The sequence below is a fragment of the Modestobacter marinus genome (genome assembly GCF_019799945.1).
In the GTDB taxonomy this organism is placed as follows: Bacteria; Actinomycetota; Actinomycetes; order Mycobacteriales; family Geodermatophilaceae; genus Modestobacter; species Modestobacter marinus_B.
The window spans coordinates 86,998-103,875 of record NZ_JABGCH010000020.1; the positions used below are offsets into that span (position 1 = coordinate 86,998).

Annotated in this window: 17 protein-coding genes; 6 read left to right on the forward strand and 11 right to left on the reverse strand. The window is 72.9% G+C overall.

From position 1 onward, the window contains the following. Positions 1-8: 8 nt before the first annotated feature. The gene (locus tag HK417_RS26540) at positions 9-1,184 is read right to left on the reverse strand and encodes a zinc-dependent alcohol dehydrogenase (RefSeq protein WP_222268437.1); all 1,176 of its coding nucleotides are present in this window, start codon (positions 1,182-1,184) and stop codon (positions 9-11) included. Between the two features lie 76 nt (positions 1,185-1,260). Then, the gene (locus HK417_RS16610) at positions 1,261-1,731 is read right to left on the reverse strand and encodes a hypothetical protein (protein ID WP_222268439.1); all 471 of its coding nucleotides are present in this window, start codon (positions 1,729-1,731) and stop codon (positions 1,261-1,263) included. A 90-nt stretch (positions 1,732-1,821) separates the two neighbouring features. On the opposite strand from HK417_RS16610, the gene HK417_RS16615 reads away from it, so the two are divergent. Next, positions 1,822-3,633, forward strand: a complete 1,812-nt coding sequence (locus tag HK417_RS16615) for an acyl-CoA dehydrogenase (protein ID WP_308123649.1) — start codon at positions 1,822-1,824, stop codon at positions 3,631-3,633. A gap of 46 nt (positions 3,634-3,679) precedes the next feature. On the opposite strand, the gene HK417_RS16620 is transcribed toward HK417_RS16615, so the two are convergent. Then, positions 3,680-3,868: a hypothetical protein gene (locus tag HK417_RS16620; protein ID WP_222268441.1), complete on the reverse strand. Its 189-nt coding sequence runs from the start codon at positions 3,866-3,868 to the stop codon at positions 3,680-3,682. Between the two features lie 293 nt (positions 3,869-4,161). Between HK417_RS16620 and HK417_RS16625 the strand changes: the two genes are divergently transcribed. Next, positions 4,162-5,202 carry a YihY/virulence factor BrkB family protein gene (locus tag HK417_RS16625; RefSeq protein ID WP_222268443.1) on the forward strand — a complete coding sequence of 347 codons (1,041 nt, stop codon included), beginning with the start codon at positions 4,162-4,164 and terminating at the stop codon, positions 5,200-5,202. A gap of 57 nt (positions 5,203-5,259) precedes the next feature. Here the strand turns inward: HK417_RS16625 and HK417_RS16630 are convergent, their stop codons facing one another. The 3 genes from HK417_RS16630 to HK417_RS16640 all read right to left on the reverse strand — a co-directional run bounded on the left by HK417_RS16630 (position 5,260) and on the right by HK417_RS16640 (position 7,373). Further along, positions 5,260-6,003: an enoyl-CoA hydratase/isomerase family protein gene (locus tag HK417_RS16630; protein WP_222268445.1), complete on the reverse strand. Its 744-nt coding sequence runs from the start codon at positions 6,001-6,003 to the stop codon at positions 5,260-5,262. A gap of 62 nt (positions 6,004-6,065) precedes the next feature. Then, positions 6,066-6,776 carry a hemerythrin domain-containing protein gene (locus HK417_RS16635; RefSeq protein ID WP_222268447.1) on the reverse strand — a complete coding sequence of 237 codons (711 nt, stop codon included), beginning with the start codon at positions 6,774-6,776 and terminating at the stop codon, positions 6,066-6,068. Between the two features lie 156 nt (positions 6,777-6,932). After that, a complete protein-coding gene (locus HK417_RS16640) occupies positions 6,933-7,373 on the reverse strand; it encodes a heavy metal-responsive transcriptional regulator (protein ID WP_222268449.1) in 441 nt (146 codons plus the stop codon). Between the two features lie 132 nt (positions 7,374-7,505). Between HK417_RS16640 and HK417_RS16645 the strand changes: the two genes are divergently transcribed. Both HK417_RS16645 and HK417_RS16650 read left to right on the forward strand, forming a co-directional pair. Beyond that, complete coding sequence (locus tag HK417_RS16645) at positions 7,506-8,900, forward strand: NAD(P)-binding domain-containing protein (RefSeq protein ID WP_222268451.1); 1,395 nt, start codon at positions 7,506-7,508, stop codon at positions 8,898-8,900. Positions 8,901-8,910: 10 nt separating this feature from the next. Then, the gene (locus tag HK417_RS16650) at positions 8,911-10,101 is read left to right on the forward strand and encodes an MFS transporter (protein ID WP_222268453.1); all 1,191 of its coding nucleotides are present in this window, start codon (positions 8,911-8,913) and stop codon (positions 10,099-10,101) included. 3 nt (positions 10,102-10,104) lie between these two features. Here the strand turns inward: HK417_RS16650 and HK417_RS16655 are convergent, their stop codons facing one another. Further along, positions 10,105-10,518 (reverse strand): arsenate reductase ArsC, encoded by a 414-nt coding sequence (locus HK417_RS16655; protein WP_222268455.1) that lies wholly within the window; start codon positions 10,516-10,518, stop codon positions 10,105-10,107. A gap of 78 nt (positions 10,519-10,596) precedes the next feature. Here HK417_RS16655 and HK417_RS16660 point away from each other — a divergent pair, with 78 nt between their 5' ends. Next, entirely contained in the window at positions 10,597-10,977 is a 381-nt protein-coding gene (locus HK417_RS16660) for an ArsR/SmtB family transcription factor (RefSeq protein ID WP_222268457.1), read from the forward strand. A gap of 133 nt (positions 10,978-11,110) precedes the next feature. Next, on the forward strand, positions 11,111-11,446 hold the full coding sequence (locus HK417_RS16665; protein ID WP_222268459.1) for a hypothetical protein: 336 nt from the start codon (positions 11,111-11,113) through the stop codon (positions 11,444-11,446). 41 nt (positions 11,447-11,487) lie between these two features. Here HK417_RS16665 and HK417_RS16670 read toward each other — a convergent pair whose 3' ends face one another. The 4 genes from HK417_RS16670 to HK417_RS16690 form a co-directional block, all read right to left on the reverse strand. Next, positions 11,488-12,813: a hypothetical protein gene (locus HK417_RS16670; RefSeq protein ID WP_222268461.1), complete on the reverse strand. Its 1,326-nt coding sequence runs from the start codon at positions 12,811-12,813 to the stop codon at positions 11,488-11,490. Further along, positions 12,810-13,274, reverse strand: coding sequence for a hypothetical protein (locus HK417_RS16675; RefSeq protein ID WP_222268462.1), 465 nt, complete (start codon positions 13,272-13,274; stop codon positions 12,810-12,812). Before HK417_RS16675 ends, HK417_RS16670 begins: the two co-directional genes overlap by 4 nt. Before the next feature lie 501 nt (positions 13,275-13,775). After that, positions 13,776-15,143 (reverse strand): GntP family permease, encoded by a 1,368-nt coding sequence (locus HK417_RS16685; RefSeq protein ID WP_222268464.1) that lies wholly within the window; start codon positions 15,141-15,143, stop codon positions 13,776-13,778. Positions 15,144-16,238: 1,095 nt separating this feature from the next. Then, positions 16,239-16,598, reverse strand: a complete 360-nt coding sequence (locus HK417_RS16690; protein ID WP_222268466.1) for an MmcQ/YjbR family DNA-binding protein — start codon at positions 16,596-16,598, stop codon at positions 16,239-16,241. Positions 16,599-16,878: the final 280 nt, after the last annotated feature.

Sequence of the window (16,878 nt, forward strand, 5' to 3'; positions counted from 1 at the left end):
TGCGTTGATCAGCCGTTGGGCGTGAACACCGCGCGGACGCAGCCGTCGGCCTTGTCCTTGAACATCTGGTAGCCCCGCGGGGCCTCGTCCAGCGGCAGCACGTGGGTGGCCAGGTGCTCGGTCACCAGCTCACCGCGGGCCATGTGCTCGAGGATCCGCGGGGTGAACCGCTGCCCGTGCACCTGGGCTCCACGCAGGGTCAGCCCCTTGTTCATGATCGCGCCCAGCGGGAACTTGTCCACCGCGGCCGCGAAGACGCCGAGCACGAACACGCTCCCACCCTTGCGGCAGGCCAGGATCGCCTCCCGGACCGCGGCCGGCCGGTCGGTCTGCAGCCGCAGTTGCTGCTTGACCTGGTCGTACACGCCATGGGCGCCGGGGGTGTGCGCCTCCATGCCAACCGCCTCGATGCAGATGTCCGGCCCGCGGCCGCCGGTCTGTTCCCGCAGCTCGACGAGGACGTCGGTGGCGGAGTAGTCGATGGTCTCCGCGCCCACGTGCTGCCGCACCTGGGCCAGCCGCTCGGGGAGGCGGTCGATGACGACCACCTTCTCCGCGCCCAGCAGAGTCGCCGCGCGGGCGGCCATCTGGCCGACTCCGCCGGCACCCCAGACGGCGACGACGTCGCCCGGCCCGGTCCCGGCGAGCTCCGCGCCCATCCAGCCGGTGGACACCGCGTCGGAGGCGAACAGGGCGCGGGTGTCGGAGACCTCCTCAGGGATCAGGAAGGACCCGACGTCGGCGTAGGGCACCCGGATGTACTCGGCGTGGCTGCCGGCGAAGCCACCGACTGCGTGCGAGTAGCCGAAGCAGCCGCCCGGGCTCTGGCCCCACAGCCCCTCGGTGATCCCCGGGTTGGGGTTGCCGTTGTCACAGAGGCTGAACAGCTCCTGCCGGCAGTACCAGCAGTTGCCGCAGGCGATGAACGAGTTGACCACGACCCGGTCACCGACCCTGCGCTGCCGGACGCCCTTGCCGACCTCGACGACCTCGCCCATGAACTCGTGGCCGAGCACGTCACCGGCGCGCATGAACGGGATGTAGCCGCCCAGCAGGTGCAGGTCCGAGCCACAGGTGGTGCTCAGCCGCACCTTCAGGATGACGTCGTGGTCGTTGAGGATCGTCGGCTCGGGCACGTCCTCCACGGAGACCTCGTTGATCCCCGTCCACGTCACTGCCTTCACGATGCCCTCCCTTCGCTCCCGCGCGCCGTTCCGCTCCTCGCTCGCTCCTCGCTGCGATGCTCACGCCGCTGTCCGCTCACAGCACGCCCTCCTCCGGCGCCCGCTGCGCCATCCCCTCGACGGTCCGTCCCTGCGGGGTCGGCTTTCGATGACCGTGCGGCTGCGGGTCCACGCGCAGCACCTCACCCACCTCGACCAGGGCTTTGGCCTCCCGCAGCGCGGCGCGCAGGTGCCCGATCTCGTCCTCGGTGACCGGGCCGCGGAAGCGGGCGGCCAGCTCGGCACCCCGGTCGCCGGGTGCGGGCGTGACCCGGACCTCCAGCCGGTCGCCGAAGGCGGCCAGCGGCGCGGGCAGGGACTCCTGCAGCCGGGCGGGCTCGGTGAGCACGGTGACCGCGCGCCAGCGGCGGGCGGCGGTGCGCGGGTCGTCGGTCACCGACGACTGCCCCACGCCCGGCAGGCGCACGTGCTGGAGCCGCTTGAGCGCCTCACCACCGGCACCGCCGGCCAGCCCCGCCGCGCGCGACATGATCGTGGACAGGTCCATGGCGCGCTCGTACCCCGGCGCCCAGGGGCGAACCCCGGCCTAGCCTGGCGGGACGGGCACCGGCCCGCCCCGACACCGTCTGGAGTGCCCGTGCCCGTGCCCGCGTCCTCGCTCCTGAGCCCCCGCGACCTGGAGTTCCTGCTGCACGAGTGGCTCCAGGTGGAGACGCTCACCAAGCGGCCGCGCTACGCCGAGCACTCGCGGGAGACCTTCGACGCCGTCCTCGAGCTGGCGCAGGAGATCGCGACCGACCACTTCGCCCCGCACAACCGCACGGCCGACGAGAACGAGCCGCGCGTCGTCGACGGCAAGGTGGTGCTCATCCCGGAGGTGGCCGCGGCGTTGCGGGTGTTCGCCGAGGCCGGGATGACCGCAGCAGCACTGCCGGAGGAGCTGGGCGGCCTGCAGCTCCCGGCGGTGGTGAACATGGCCGTGCACGCCTGGTTCCAGGCGGCCAACATCGCCACCTCGGCCTATCCGTCCCTGACCATCGCGAACGCGAACCTGCTGGTCGCCCACGGCAGCCCGGAGCAGGTGCAGACCTACGTCCCGCCGATGGCCGAGGGGCGCTGGTTCGGCACGATGGCGCTGTCCGAGCCGCAGGCGGGCTCCTCGCTGGCCGACATCACCACGAGGGCGGTGCCGCAGGACGACGGCACCCACCGGCTGACCGGCACCAAGATGTGGATCTCCGGGGGCGACCACGAGCTGACGGAGAACATCGTCCACCTCGTGCTGGCCAAGGTCCCCGGCGGCCCACCCGGGGTGAAGGGCATCTCGCTGTTCGTCGTCCCCAAGTACCTCGTCCGCCCGGACGGCTCGCTCGGCGAGCGGAACGACGTCGTGCTGGCCGGGCTCAACCACAAGATGGGCTACCGCGGGACGACGAACACACTGCTCAGCTTCGGTGAGGGCGGGCACACGCCCGGCGGGCGGCCCGGCGCGGTCGGCTTCCTGGTCGGCGAGCTGCACCGGGGCCTCACCTACATGTTCCACATGATGAACGAGGCCCGGATCGGTGTCGGGGTGGGCGCGACGGCGCTGGGCTACACCGGCTGGCTGCACGCCCTCGAGTACGCGCGCACCCGGACCCAGGGCCGGGCACTCGCCGGCAATGGGCGGTCGGGCAACGGCACGGCCCCGCCGGTGCCGATCATCGAGCACCCGGACGTGCGGCGGATGCTGCTGGCCGGGAAGGCCTACGTCGAGGGCGGCCTGGCACTGGGGCTGTACTGCGCGCGGCTGGTCGACGAGGAGCGGACGGCGGAGACCCAGGAGGAGCGCGCCCGGGCGCACCTGCTGCTGGAGGTGCTCACCCCGATCGCGAAGAGCTGGCCCTCGCAGTGGTGCCTGGCCGCCGACGACCTGGCCATCCAGGTGCTCGGCGGCGCCGGCTACACCCGGGACCACCCGGTCGAGCAGTTCTACCGGGACAACCGGCTCAACCCGATCCACGAGGGCACGCACGGCGTCCAGGCGCTGGACCTGCTCGGCCGCAAAGTGGTCATGCAGGGCGGCGCGGGGCTCACCCTGCTCGGCGAGACGATCACCGCCACCACCCGGCGGGCGGCCGGCACGCCGTGGGCCGACTTGGCCACCACCCTCGAGGACCTCGTGCAGCAGCTCGGCGCGGTCACCGCGACCCTGTGGTCGGCGGGCGACCCGGAGCAGGCGCTGGCCAACGCCACGGTCTACCTGGAGGCCGCGGGTCACGTGGTGGTCGGCTGGCTGTGGCTGGAGCAGGCACTGGCGGCCGAGGGCCGGGACGGCGACTTCTACGCCGGCAAGCGGCAGGCGGCGCGGTTCTTCCAGCGGTGGGAGCTGCCGAAGGTGGGCCCACAGCTGGCCCTGCTGGCCTCGCGGGACCGGACGGTGCTGGAGACCCGCGGCGAGTGGTTGTGAACGCGGCGACGGCGGCCTCCGCGGAGGGCCGCCGCCGTCGTCGGGGTCAGAGCAGGGCGGTCGCGGTCGCCGTCGCGCGGGCCGCCTCGGGAGCCGCGTGGCGGGTCCGGGAGGGGCGGGCCGCAACCGCGCGCTGCTCGGCCTCGTAGCGGGCGGTCGACTGGGTGCCCATCGCGATCACCAGCGCCGTCAGCACCAGGAACCCGATCAGGGTCAGCGTCGGCCAGATCACCATCTCTACGCTCCACGTCTTCTCGCGTCCGCCGGGGGGAGCCGGCGACTCTCGTCTGAGCGGCAGGGTGCCCGGCTGGTCACTCTGTGAATCCTGCACGCGGCGAATTCCTTGGTGAACAGTGTGTGACGATCGTCGCTCCCTGGACCGGGCGGCGTGGCGTCGCGCAGCTCAGCGCGATGCCGTCATGACGCGCTGTTCCGTTGTGACCGGATTGCCACCTACGCCGCGCGTGGCCGGCGCTCGACCGGGGAACAGCCGGGAGGACAAGCCCGCGTCTACCCCGGAGGCCACGCATGGCCGCAGCACGAGAAGACCGCCCCCAGGAGGGCGCGCGCGGCACCGCGCAGGACACCCACGACCCGCACGACACCGCACCCGGTGACGACAAGATCAGCCGTGAGCGGGCCGACTTCGCTCCCACCGGTGCCGACCCCAAGCCCACCACGGGCGGCACGATCAAGCGCACGCTGAAGGAGTTCAGCGAGGACGGGCTCACCGACTGGGCGGCCGCCCTGACCTACTACGGCGTCCTCGCGCTCTTCCCGGCGCTGACCGCACTGCTGTCGCTCGTCGGGTTGCTGACCAACCCGCAGCAGCTCACCGACGCGATCACCGCCGTCGTACCGGCGCAGGCAGCCGAGACGCTGAACCCGGTGATCCAGCAGATCGCCGGCAACTCGGGAACCGCCAGCCTCGGTCTGATCATCGGTGTCGCGGCGGCCGTCTGGTCGGCCTCGGGCTACGTCGGCGCCTTCACCCGGGCGGCCAACATCGTCTACGAGACGCCCGAGGGCCGGAAGGTCTGGAAGCTCAAGCCGCTGCAGCTGCTCATCACGCTGGTCGGCATCCTGTTCGCCGCGCTGATCCTGGCGATGCTGGTGCTCAGCGGCCCGGTCGTCGATGCGATCGGTCAGGCCATCGGGCTCGGCGAGACCGTGCTGACCGTGTGGGGCTGGGTCAAGTGGCCGGTCATCCTCGTCCTGCTGGCGCTGATGATCGCCGTCCTCTACTACTCGACCCCCAACGTGAAGCTGCGCGGCTTCAAGTTCGTCACCCCCGGGGCGGGCGTGGCCATCCTGGTGGCCGTGGTGGCCTCGGCGGCGTTCGCCTTCTACGTCGCCAACTTCGGCAGCTACAACAAGACGTACGGGGCGCTCGCCGGTGTGGTGATCTTCCTGATCTGGTTCTGGCTGATCAACCTGGCTCTGCTGTTCGGCATCGAGCTCGATGCCGAGATCGAGCGCACCAAGGAGCTGAAGGACGGCGTGCCGCGGGCGGAGAAGGAGATCCAGCTCGACGCCCGGGCCACGCCCAAGGACAAGCAGACCACCTGATCTGCTCTCCGGTCCGACGTCGGGCCCGGCTCCTGCGGGAGCCGGGCCCGACGTGCATCAGGGGGCGGGACGGCGCATCGACCACATCTGCGCGGGACGCTCGAACTGGGTGGCGATCTCCCAGCTGACGTGCGGGGGGCCGGTCTCCTTGCGGAAGTTCGCCGCGGCCACCCGGGCCAGCGACGGGTCCCGGGCGACCCGGGCGGCCAGCTCCAGCGCCCGGTCCTCCACGGCGTCGTCGTCCAGGGTCTCCCAGGCCAGGCCCAGCCGCACGGCGGTCTCCCCGTCGACCTCCTCACCGAACAGCGCCATCGCGGCGGCCGCCTCCCGGCCCACGAGACGGGACAGCAGCACGAAGTGGCCGCCGCCGGGGTGCATGCCGCGCTTGAGGAACCCGCAGATCAGCCGGGCGTCGCGGGCGACGATCCGCAGGTCGGCGGCGAGCAGCAGGTTCAGCCCGGCGCCGACGGCGGAGCCGCGGACGGCGGCGATCGTGGGCGCGTGCACCTGGCCGAGCCGGTAGAAGGAGTCGTAGATCGCGCCCATGCCGGCGTAGGCGTCCGGGGCCGCGGGGTCCCGGCCGGCGTCGGTCAGGGTCTGCACGTCACCGCCCGCGCAGAACGACCTCCCGACCCCGCGCACGACGACCGCCCCCAGCTCGGTGCGGGCGTCGACCTCGTCGAAGGCGGCGATCAGCTCGGTCGCCATGGCGGGGGTCAGCGCGTTGCGCCGTTGGGGGGCGTTCAGCGTGACGACGGCGACCGCCCCGTCGACCTCGAGAAGGACCTCGTCGGATGTCATGCCAGCTCCCCTCCGGGCCGGCGCCGGCGCCCGCCCGTGTCCCGCCGATCAGACCACGGGGCTCACCGGCTGGTCGGCGGCCGGTCGCCGCGACGGGCGAGCGGCACGCGCTCGACCCAGCCCGCGACCGTGGCCAGCGCCTTGCTGACCGCCTCCCCGGCGGGGGCGATGCGCTCGGGGGCGTGCTGCACGCCGGCGTCGACGAGGTCACGGGTGCGGTCGATCAGCGACAGCGGCAGGCCGGAGACGGCGTTGCCCGGTGGACGGCGGGACACGGTCGGGTGGGGCCTGGTCGGCGAGACCCGCCGGGCGACCTCCCACTGCAGGCCGAGCCGGCGCAGCGCCTGCGCGTCGAGCGCCTGCTGGAGCCGGGGGAAGAGCACGTCCTCCTCGTCCCGGACGTCCTCGCGCAGCACCTCCACCAGCCGGGCGATCCGCTGTGCCCGGCGCGGGTCGTCGGCACCGAGCGTCTCCAGCTCGCTGACCAGCTCGTTGACCTCCTGGTGCTCCTCCTCCACCTGCAGGGTCAGCGCGTCGCCGTCCGGCAGCACCCGGCGGATGACCGGCCACAGCACGGTCTCCTCGGCGAAGGCGTGGCTGAACACCAGCTGGTCGATCCTGCGCAGCACCCGCTCCTGCTCACGGCCGGTGGTGCCGTCGAGCTCGTGCAGCAGCCGGTCCAGCTCCTCGTGGTCGCGGCGCTGCCGCACGAACACGCTGCTGGGGCCGCCGAGCTCCTCGACGGTCTGGTCGGCGATCGAGCGGGGGGTCATCGTCGTTCCTCCTGGCGGCGGTCGGGTGACCCGTCGTGCCCCGCACCGGCTCCTTTCATGCGGACGCCCCCGGTCCCGGGCCCGGAGCGCGCGTCCTGGACGATCAGCAGCAGCCGCAGTCACACGTCTCGTCGCAGTCGCAACCGCAGTCGCAAGTCAGCTCGGGCATGAGGGATCACCTCCTCCCGCGGGTGGGCACCAGGTTCCGGGGCTCGGGGGCGGGCACTCGGCGCTGGGCAGCGCGTCGGCCATGGCCGCCATCTCGGCGCGCAGCGCGAGGAGCCGGGCGATCTCGGCGTCGACCTCGGCCATCCGCCGCCGGAGGAGCTGCTCGGCCGGCTCGCAGGGGCACGTGCCGGTGTCGCGGACGGTGAGCAGGGTGCGGATGTCGGCCAGGCGGAGGCCGAGCCGCTGCGCTCCCTGGATGAACCGCAGCCGGTCGAGCGCCCCGGAGTCGTAGCTGCGGTAGCCCGCGGCGGTGCGCTCGGGCGCCGGGAGCAACCCGGCGCGCTCGTAGTAGCGGACGGTGTCCGGTCGCACGCCCGCGGCCGTCGCCAGCTCGGCGACCCGGAGGCCGCGCACCGCCGTGGTGGTCATGCGGCGGACGCTAGACCTTGGAGTGCGGTCCAAGGTCAAGCCCGAGAAGCGGGCATCTGTCGCAGCAGGCGCCAGCAGTCCTCTGCTACGTTCAAGCATCGATGGGTGTCTATGTCTAGGGGCTGGTCGGGGATGACGTCGGAGTTGCCGGTCGTGGTGGTCGGGGCGGGGCCCGTCGGGCTGGCCGCCGCGGCCCACCTCCTGGAGTGGGGCCTCGAGCCACTCGTCCTGGAGGCCGGCGACCAGGTCGGCGCGGCAGTTCGTCAGTGGGGCCACGTCCGCCTCTTCTCCCCGTGGGAGTACGACGTCGACGCCGCCGCCGTCCGGTTGCTGGAGCCGGTCGGGTGGGAGTTCCCCGACCGCGACGCGCTGCCGACCGGTGCCGAGCTCGTCGACGCCTACCTCGCCCCGCTCGCCGCCACACCACAGCTCGCGCAGCGGATCCGGACCGGCACGCGCGTCCTGGCGGTGAGCCGGGACGGCGTGGACAAGGCGCGCACCGTCGGCCGCGCCGGCCGCCCCTACCTGGTGCGCACCGTCCGCGACGGCTCGGTCGCCGACCTGCGCGCCCGCGCGGTGATCGACGCCTCCGGCACGTGGGGTCGACCGAACCCGCTCGGCGCCGCAGGGCTGCCCGCGCTCGGCGAGGAGCAGGCGGGCCCGTGGCTGACCGGGCCGCTGCCGGACGTGCTGGGCGTGGACCGCGAGCGCTTCGCCGGCCGGCACACCCTGGTGGTCGGCATGGGTCACTCGGCGGCCAACACCCTGCTCGCGCTGGTCGAGCTGCAGCGCAGCGAGCCCGGCACCCGGATCAGCTGGGCCATCCGGGGCCGCTCCCCCGCCCGGCTCTACGGCGGCGGCGACGCCGACGGCCTGCCCGCCCGCGGCCTGCTCGGCTCCACGCTGAAGGCGGCCGTCCAGGCCGGGCACGTCGACCTGCACCGCGAGGTCACGCTCACCGCGCTGGCCCCGACCGGCAACAGGCGACTGCAGGTCACCGGCACCGGGCGGGACGGCGTGGCGGTCCGCCTCGAGGTGGACGCGCTCGCGGCGGCCACCGGCTTCCGCCCCAACCTGGACATGCTGCGGGAGGTCCGCCTCGACCTGGACCCTGGCGTGGAGGCCCCGGCCCGGCTCGCGCCGCTCATCGACCCGGACTTCCACTCCTGCGGCACCGTGCCGCCGCACGGCGCGGCGCTGCTGTCGCATCCGGACGAGAACTGCTTCGTCGTCGGCATGAAGTCCTACGGCCGGGCGCCGACCTTCCTGCTGGCCACCGGTCACGAGCAGGTCCGCTCCATCGCCGCCGCGCTGGCCGGTGACACCGCGGCGGCCGAGCGCGTGGAGCTGCAGCTCCCCTCGACCGGCGTCTGCTCCACCGACCTGGGTGACCGGGAGGCCGCCGAGACCGCGGCCTCCTGCGGCACGGGCGGGGTCGGCTTCGCCACCGGGTCGGCCCACGGCCGCTCCGCGGAGGAGTCCGGGTGCTGCGAGCTCCCTGTGGTGCCGGTCGGCACGCGGTCCTGAGCCCCGTCGCGTGGACCGGCGCCAGACCGTTGCGGCGAGCGTCGCGAGGCCCCGGCGAGCCCTGGTGGCGCTGTGCACCACGCAGATCACCAGCTGGGGCGTCCTCTACTACGCCTTCCCGGTCGCCCTCGCCTCGATCACCGAGGACACCGGCTGGTCGGCTCCCGCGGTCACGGCGGCCTTCTCGGCCGGCCTGATCGTGTCCGCACTCGCCGGCATCCCGATCGGGCACTGGCTCGACCACTCCGGGCCACGCCGGGTCATGACCAGTGGCTCGTTGCTGGCCGTCCCGGCGACGGTGGGGATCGCCCTGGCCCCGACCTACGCGTGGTTCCTCGTCGCCTGGCTGGTGGCCGGTGTGGCCATGGCCGCGGTCTTCTACCAGGCCGCCTTCGCCGCCCTCACCCGCTGGTACGGCGACCGGAGGGTGCAGGCGATCACCGCGGTCACCCTCGTCGCTGGGCTCGCCAGCACGGTGTTCGCCCCGCTCACCCACGCGCTGCTCGAGCACCTCACCTGGCGGACGACGTACCTCGCGCTGGCCGCCGTCGTCACCGTGCCGCTGCACGCACTGGCCCTCACGCCCCCGTGGACGCCGGCCGGCGAGCGCCCGGCCCGCCATCGTGGTCGCCGACTGCCGGCCGAGGCGCGGACGCCGGGCTTCGTCCTGCTCTCCGCGGCCCTGACCCTCACCGCGTTCGGGATGTACGCCGCCAGCCTGACGCTCATCCCGCTGCTCACCGCCCGGGGCCTGTCGGCCGGACTGGCCGCCACCACCCTGGGACTGCTCGGAGCCGGGCAGTTGCTGGGCCGCCTGGGCTACGCCCCGCTGACGGCACGGACCACGCCGACCGGGCGCACGGTGGCCATCGTCGCGGCCTCGGCGGGCTCGGTCGCCCTGCTCGCGGCGCTGACCGGCCCGCCGGCCCTGCTCGTGGCCGCGGCGATCGCCACGGGTGCGATCCGGGGCGCCGGCACGTTGCTGCAGGCGACCGTGGTGGCGGACCGGTGGGGTACGGCCCGCTACGGCACGCTGGCCGGGTGGTTCTCCGCGCCGATCACGGCGGCGGCCGCGCTGGCGCCTTGGGGAGGCACCGCGCTGGCCGAGCTCACCGGCAGCCATCCGGCGATGTTCTGGTGGCTCACCGCGCTGGTCGGGGTCGCCGTGGCGCTCGCCGCGATGAGCGGCCGACACCGCTGAGCATCAGCCGGGGACGGGGACGTCCAGCTCGGTGAGCAGGCCGCGGATGCGCGACTCGATCTCGTCGCGGATCGGTCGCACCGACTCGACGCCCTTGCCCGCCGGGTCCTCGAGGGTCCAGTCCAGGTAGCGCTTGCCCGGGAAGACCGGGCAGGCGTCGCCGCAGCCCATCGTGACGACGACGTCGGAGGCCTCGACCGCCTCGGTGGTCAGGACCTTCGGCCACTGGTCGGAGATGTCGATGCCGACCTCGGCCATGGCCTCGACCGCCGCCGGGTTCACCTGGTCGCCGGGCAGGGAACCGGCCGAGCGGACCTCGACGCCGTCCCCGGCGAGGTGGCGCAGCCAGCCGGCGGCCATCTGCGAGCGGCCGGCGTTGTGCACGCAGACGAACAGGACGCTGGGCTTCTCGGACACGGGTTCCTCCCGGTCGTCGTGGGTAACCACCTTCGCTCACGACATCGACGATGGTCAATTCGTCTGCATACTGTGCACGTGAGCGTCGACGTCCTCCCCTCCCCGCCGGCCGCCGTCGCCTGCGGCGCACCGCTGGTCCGCCGGGCGCTGACCGCCGGGGAGGCCGCGGACCTCGCACGCGTCCTGAAGGCGATCGCCGACCCGGCCCGGCTGCGGCTGCTCTCGATGGTCGCCGCGCACGCCGGCGGGGAGGCGTGCGTCTGCGACCTCACCGAGCCGCTCGGCCTCTCCCAGCCGACCGTGTCGCACCACCTCAAGGTGCTCGTGGACGCCGGCCTGCTGCGGCGTGAGAAGCGCGGCGTGTGGGCGTACTACGCGCTGGTGCCCGGTGCCCTCGACGCCGTGGCGGGGGTCCTGAGCACCACGGCCGCACCCGGCGGAGACCCCTCGTCCTGCTGACGACGACTCACGCGCCCGGCGGTCGGTAGCGCACCTGCTGCGCATTGGCCAGATCCGGCACGACACACCGTGCAGTTGGTTTCGGTACAGGAATGTCTGGGCACGGGCGCTTTCCGGCTCTACCGTCCGCCTCATGTCCATCACGAGCGGGCGGCTTCGCCACATCCTTGTCGCTCTCGTGCTCGGGAGCGCCTTCCTCGGGCCGCTGGCCGTGGACGTCCCTGCCGCGGAGGCAGCCCCGGGGACGTGCAGCAGCTGGTGGGCCTACGTGCGGGGCGACCATTCCACCGGCGGCTGCCGGGGTGCGTCCGGAGGGACCTGGTTCCGCGTCGTGCAGGAGTGCGGGAACAAGCAGGCGGTCACCTACTCGGCCTGGACGTGGGCACCCGAGGGGGCCGCGGTCTACGCCACGACGTCGCAGTGTCCCTCGCACGCGCCGAACGCCGAGGCGGCCTGGGTTCAGTGGTGAGGGCGGCGCTCCCGTCCTCGTGCTCCATCTCGCCGTGACGATCAGCCGAGCAGGAGCCCGAGCCCACCGACGGTGAAGGCGACCATCACCAGGAGCAGGGGGTACTGCGCGACGAGGGCTCGGCGGGGGGCTGCCACCCGGACTGCCCGGTCGTGCGCGAGCACGACGCCGAGCACGTGGCCGAGCACGATCGCGCCGACCTGGACGAGGCTGATCAGGCGGGGCGAGACAGCGGTGTAGTCGATCAGGTTGCCGGCGGTGCCGAACAGGTCGAGCCCGGTCTGGAACGGGTCGCTCGCGAGCCTCCAGGTCCGCTGCCCGTCCAGGAGGAGCAGCGAGAAGTAGTGGGCGACGGCGTAGCCGGCGGCGATCGGGATCAGCGAGTGGGCGTACCGGGCGGGGCCGCCCGTGGTGCCGGAGATCCGCCCGGACAGCGCCGTCGCGACGACGTACAGCACGGCCACCAGCCCCACCGTGTCCAGCAGGCCCAGGGTGGCGAACAGGCCGGCACTGTCACCGGCCCGGCCCGGCCCGTCCTGCCACCACTGGGTCCGGGTGACCCCGTCGAAGGCGGTGCCGCCGACGAGCACGACGACGACCGCGGCCAGTCCGGGCACCGGAGGCGTCCCCTCCGCCCCGTGCAGCGGGTTGCGGAGCACCAGGCAGCCGTCCGTGCGGCGGCCGATCGGGGCGAGCCGGCCGAGCAGGGTGGAGTAGACCTCGAAGCCGTCACCGCGGGCGAACCAGCCGGGCCCGAACCACAGTCCGGCGGCGAGCTGCACCACGCCGTAGAAGACGAGGAACAGCCCGACCGTGCTGGGCTGGGACCGCCCCGGGTAGGCCAGCTCCAGCCAGGAGTAGAGCAGCAGCGCAACGGCGGCGGGCCACATCCCGACCCGGTCGAGGCGGTCGGCCCCGGGGGCCGGTCCGGTCAGCCGGGCGAGCAGCGCGTGCAGGGTCCGCAGCGGGTTGACCCGACGCCACACCGGACCGAGCAGCAGGCTGACCGGCACGAGCCCGACCCAGAAGGTGATGTAGAAGCCGTACACGCCGAGGTTCGCCTCGGGCAGGGTCGGTCCGGCCAGGGCCACCAGGACGACGACGACGGTCACCACGAGGACGACCGCGCGCAGCACCCAGGTGGTGACCGGGTGGTCGACCGCGACCTGGACGGCAACGGGCAACGGTCTCCCCGCGTCCTCGCGCAGCCGCGGCTCGGGCCACAGCAGACCGAGCGCTGCGAAGGAGACGATCACCGCACACGCGCCGCCGGTGATCGCCAACCACACCGGCACCGGCAGGTCGGCGCGGGAACCGACGCCGTGGGCCAGGACTGCGTCCGTCCATACCGCCCGGTCAGAGGTCACTGCACCTGCAGCCGGGTCAGCAGCAGCTCCGACTCATGCAGTTCGACCTCGAACACGCCGGGGATGTCGGCGGTGAACTCGACGGTCACCGGCTGGCCGGGGACGGTGTCGACCGTGAGGTCGTAGCCGTGGACGTGCACCTCGTCGGTGGTGTCGGCGGTGACCTCGATCCGGACCTCCGAGCCCAGCTCGACGACGACGCGGCCGGTCTCGCCGCTGACGGTGCCGGCCGTCACGGCCACAGCGATCACGTGCCCGGTCTCCGTCTGGGGTGCCGCGGACGGCGCGGCACTCGTGGCCTGCTCCGTTCCGACCGTCGGCTCCGGCGTCCCGGACTGCGCCGCACTGCTCGCCGCGGAGGAGGCGGAGTCGTCCGCGCCGGTGCCGGGGGCGGTTGATCCGCAGGCGGTCAGGCCGGCCAGCGCAGCGGCGAGGGCGAGGACGGGCACGACGCGAAGCATGGGTACGTCCTCTGCTCGGCGAGGGGCGCATGGTGGATCCGCTCAGCGTGGCGCTGATCAGGGCGTGGAGGAAGATGGCCGGCACCCGCCGGCGCCGCGGCGCCTGTACCGGCCCGGCAGGGAGCCACTGATCGTCGGCCGTGACCGGCTGGCCGCGTCAGGGGCGGCGACCGTCCCGTGGTGTTCTGGCTCAGGACATCCCGGACCGGTGTCTCATGAGATGCCGGACTGATGTCCCACGTCATGCCGGGCAACCCGCTGAGGCTCGACCATGTCGAAGGCCCTGCTCACGGCGATCGAGGTCGAGGGTCGGAGCCCGGCCGAGCTCATCGCGGCCTACGGCGTCTCCCGCTCCTGGCTGTACGAGCTGCTGGCTGGCTACCGGGCGGAGGGCGACGCCGCGTTCGAGCCCCGATCACGGCCGCCTGACCGTCCGCGGCCAGCAGCTGCCCGGCATGCCGCGCGCTCTGTTCGCCAGTGCGCCGCGGGCCTCGACCGAGCTCAGACGGCCGCGGCCACCAGGCTGGCCGCCAGGACGAGTGGCAGGGAGACGACGGCTCCGAGCGAGGTCGCCATCGTCAGGGTCTTCAGGCTGCCCTTGGTGGAGAGATCGAGCAGTGTGCTGAACATCCAGAAGAAGTTGCTGTTGACGTGGAGCGCGAACATGGCGCCCGACGCGATCGCCAACGCGATGACGACGGGATCGACCGCGAGCGACCCGACGATCGGCGAGATGATGCCTGCGGCGGTGATCGCCCCGACCGACACCGACCCGATCGCGAAGTGCAGCACCGCGGCGATGAACCAGGCCAGCAGGATGCTCAGGATCACCGGCGCGTTCTCGTCGGCGGAGAACAGGGTCGTGAGCGTCTCGTCCATGCCGCTCTCGGCGATGACAGCGCCGAGGGACCCGCCGACGCCCGTGACGAGCAGGATCTCACCGGTCGTGTGAAAGCCCGCGGTGAGGACCGTGCCGACGCCGTCCGCGCCCAGCGACGGCCGGACCATGCCGAACGCGATCAGCAGCCCAACGAAGAGAGCGATGTTGGCGTCGCCGAGGAAGGCGATCACCGGGTTCGAGACGTCCATCAGGCCGGCGATCGCCCCGGTGGCGATCAGGACCAGCGGCACCAGGATCGGCAACAGCCGCACCCACAGGGGCAACCGCGCGGCGCCCTCGGCCCGCGGCACGTCCTCCGTCTCGTCGTGCGGACGGCCCTCCTCGACGACCACGTCCGGGTCGAAGTCGGTCTCGTCGTTCCAGTAGCCCCGCCCCAGCAACCGCCGGAACAGGAACGTCGTGACCAGTGCTGTCGTCAGCCCGATCGGCAGCCCGTACAGCAGGTAGGTCCCCAGTGGCACCTCCATCAGCCCGGCGATGGCGACCGCTGCGAGGCCGGGCACGACGAAGACGTACCCGGCGAAGATGCCGATGGCCATCGCCCCGGCGAGCCACGGCAGGCCGATGCGGCGGTCGACGGCGGGCGCCGACTCCTTGGCCATGGGCGCCGCCAGCACGACCTGCACGTCGACGTAGATGGACGGGAAGATCGTGGAGAGCGTGCCGGCCATCGCGTACGGCAGGCGGCGCCCCACTCGGCGGGCGAGGACCTCCACCAGGTCGCCGAAGGTGCCCATCGCGTGCAGCAGTGCTCCGATCAGCACGCCGAAGCCGATGAGCAGTCCGACCTCGGCCATGATCTCGCCGAACCCCCCGGTGATCTGCGCCACGGTGCCTTCGGCACCCAGTCCGGTGGCGAGCCCGAGGTACACGCAGGCGACCAGCAGGGATATCACGGGGTCGACCTTGAACCTGATGATGAGCACGATCGCGCCCAAGATGGCAATGGCCGAGTGCAGGATCTCCATGGGGATTCCGATCTGTGCGACCAGTGGCGACACCACGCTATTGGGACTCGGCCGGATCCGCTCCCATCCGGGAGTACTCCCGACGACGCCGCCGCCCGGGCCCGACCGGCTCAGCAGCACCGGCGCCCGGCCGCCCCGACACCCGTCGGAGCGTCGGCTCAGAGCCTCCCGTGGACCCGGCGCAGGGCAGTTGAGCGGTGGCTGAAGGAGATCGGTCGCACAGCGGCGCAAGCGCCGTGAAGACGCCCCGATCTGTCCTGCGTTCGGCGCTTGGACCTGGCCGTCGAGCACGGGGCCACCCGGTGCGCGACGTCGGCCCCGTGTCAGTGCCGGCCATGGAGAGCAGGCGGGGCGAGCACCGGGCGTTCACTCCCGAGAGCGCGCCGAACTGGCGGGCCACGCCTCTGCCGACGACATCGCCGGGCGTCTGCGCGACGTCTCCAACGCCACGGCGCATGTCCAGGCTCTGCTGGTCGAGGCCGGGTCGGAGTGGGCGGTCGGCACACGTTCCGCCAGACGGTGGCGCGCCGTGGTCGGACGAGGCGGGAGAGCCTGCACGAGCCGTCGCGCGGTCGCGACCCCTGGTCAGCGAAACTGCGGCTCACGGGCCGCTTCGTCGTGGGCCCCGTGGGGTTCGAACCCACGACCCGCGGATTGGTTGGCGGGGGCTGACGGCAGTTCACGCCGGTATGCGACCCACCTGGTCAGGCCGTGCGAAGACACACGACGCATGACGCCGGTTCAGGCCCGCTCACGCAGAGAGTGAGGGGTGAGCGAGGCGCCGACCAGGGCCATGGCTACTTCCCACTGTTGCGGAAGAGGAACACGGCCATCGTGATGACGGTCAGGACGACCACTGGGACGACGGAGGTCACGAAGGTCGGGCCGACAGGGAGGCTCCCCGACGCAATGCGCGACCACAGCGCAACCAGGTCGGGCGACGGGCTGCGCTGCGACGACGTGCAGCCGTTGCTCAGGGCTCGTTCACCGACCACGCTGGCACAGGCCTCGGCCTGCCCCCTGTCGGGATACGCCCGCCCGAGCGCCCAAGCTGACAAGCGCCCGAGCTGACAGAAGTCGTGACGGAGACCGGACTCAGCCCGGGCCGATGGGATGGGTGAGGTCGTAGGCGCCCGATAGCTTCTTGGGGACGACCATGCGCCAAGCGTCGACGACGAGCTCGCGGGCTTCGGCCGGATCCAATGCAGCAAGGGCGGCCTGGACCCAGTTGAAGCGCAGGTCCGACGCCGCCGGCATCTGGAACTTGTGCGGCTCGCTCAGGACGAGCGCCTCCCGCTCCTCCTTCGGGAACGCGAAGCCCATCACGCTCTCGTCCAGCGAGAACGCCACGTAGACGATCTGCCCCACCCGGAACTTCAGCCTGCCGCGGACGTACACCGTGTACGAGCGCCCCAACTGGGCGCCCAGCGGCCGGACGTCCTCGATGACGGCCATGGTCAGAACCCATCCGTCATGGCACGGGCACCCGGTCTGTCCGCACGCCAGCCGTCTCCCACGATCTCGTCTGCTTGGTCCCGTCCATCGGAGTCCGCTCCTCCTGCGCCGCACAGACAAGATTGACTGCGGCAGCGGGCTCGAGTCATCGGCTGTCGCGTTCGCCGTGTAGAGGGCACGTCCGCTCGTCTCGGGGTCGCAGCTCTAGCTGTATTGACCCGCAGCGTTGTTGACGCGGTCGATGGGTGAGCGTCCGCCGATGCCCAGGTGGGGCCGGTTC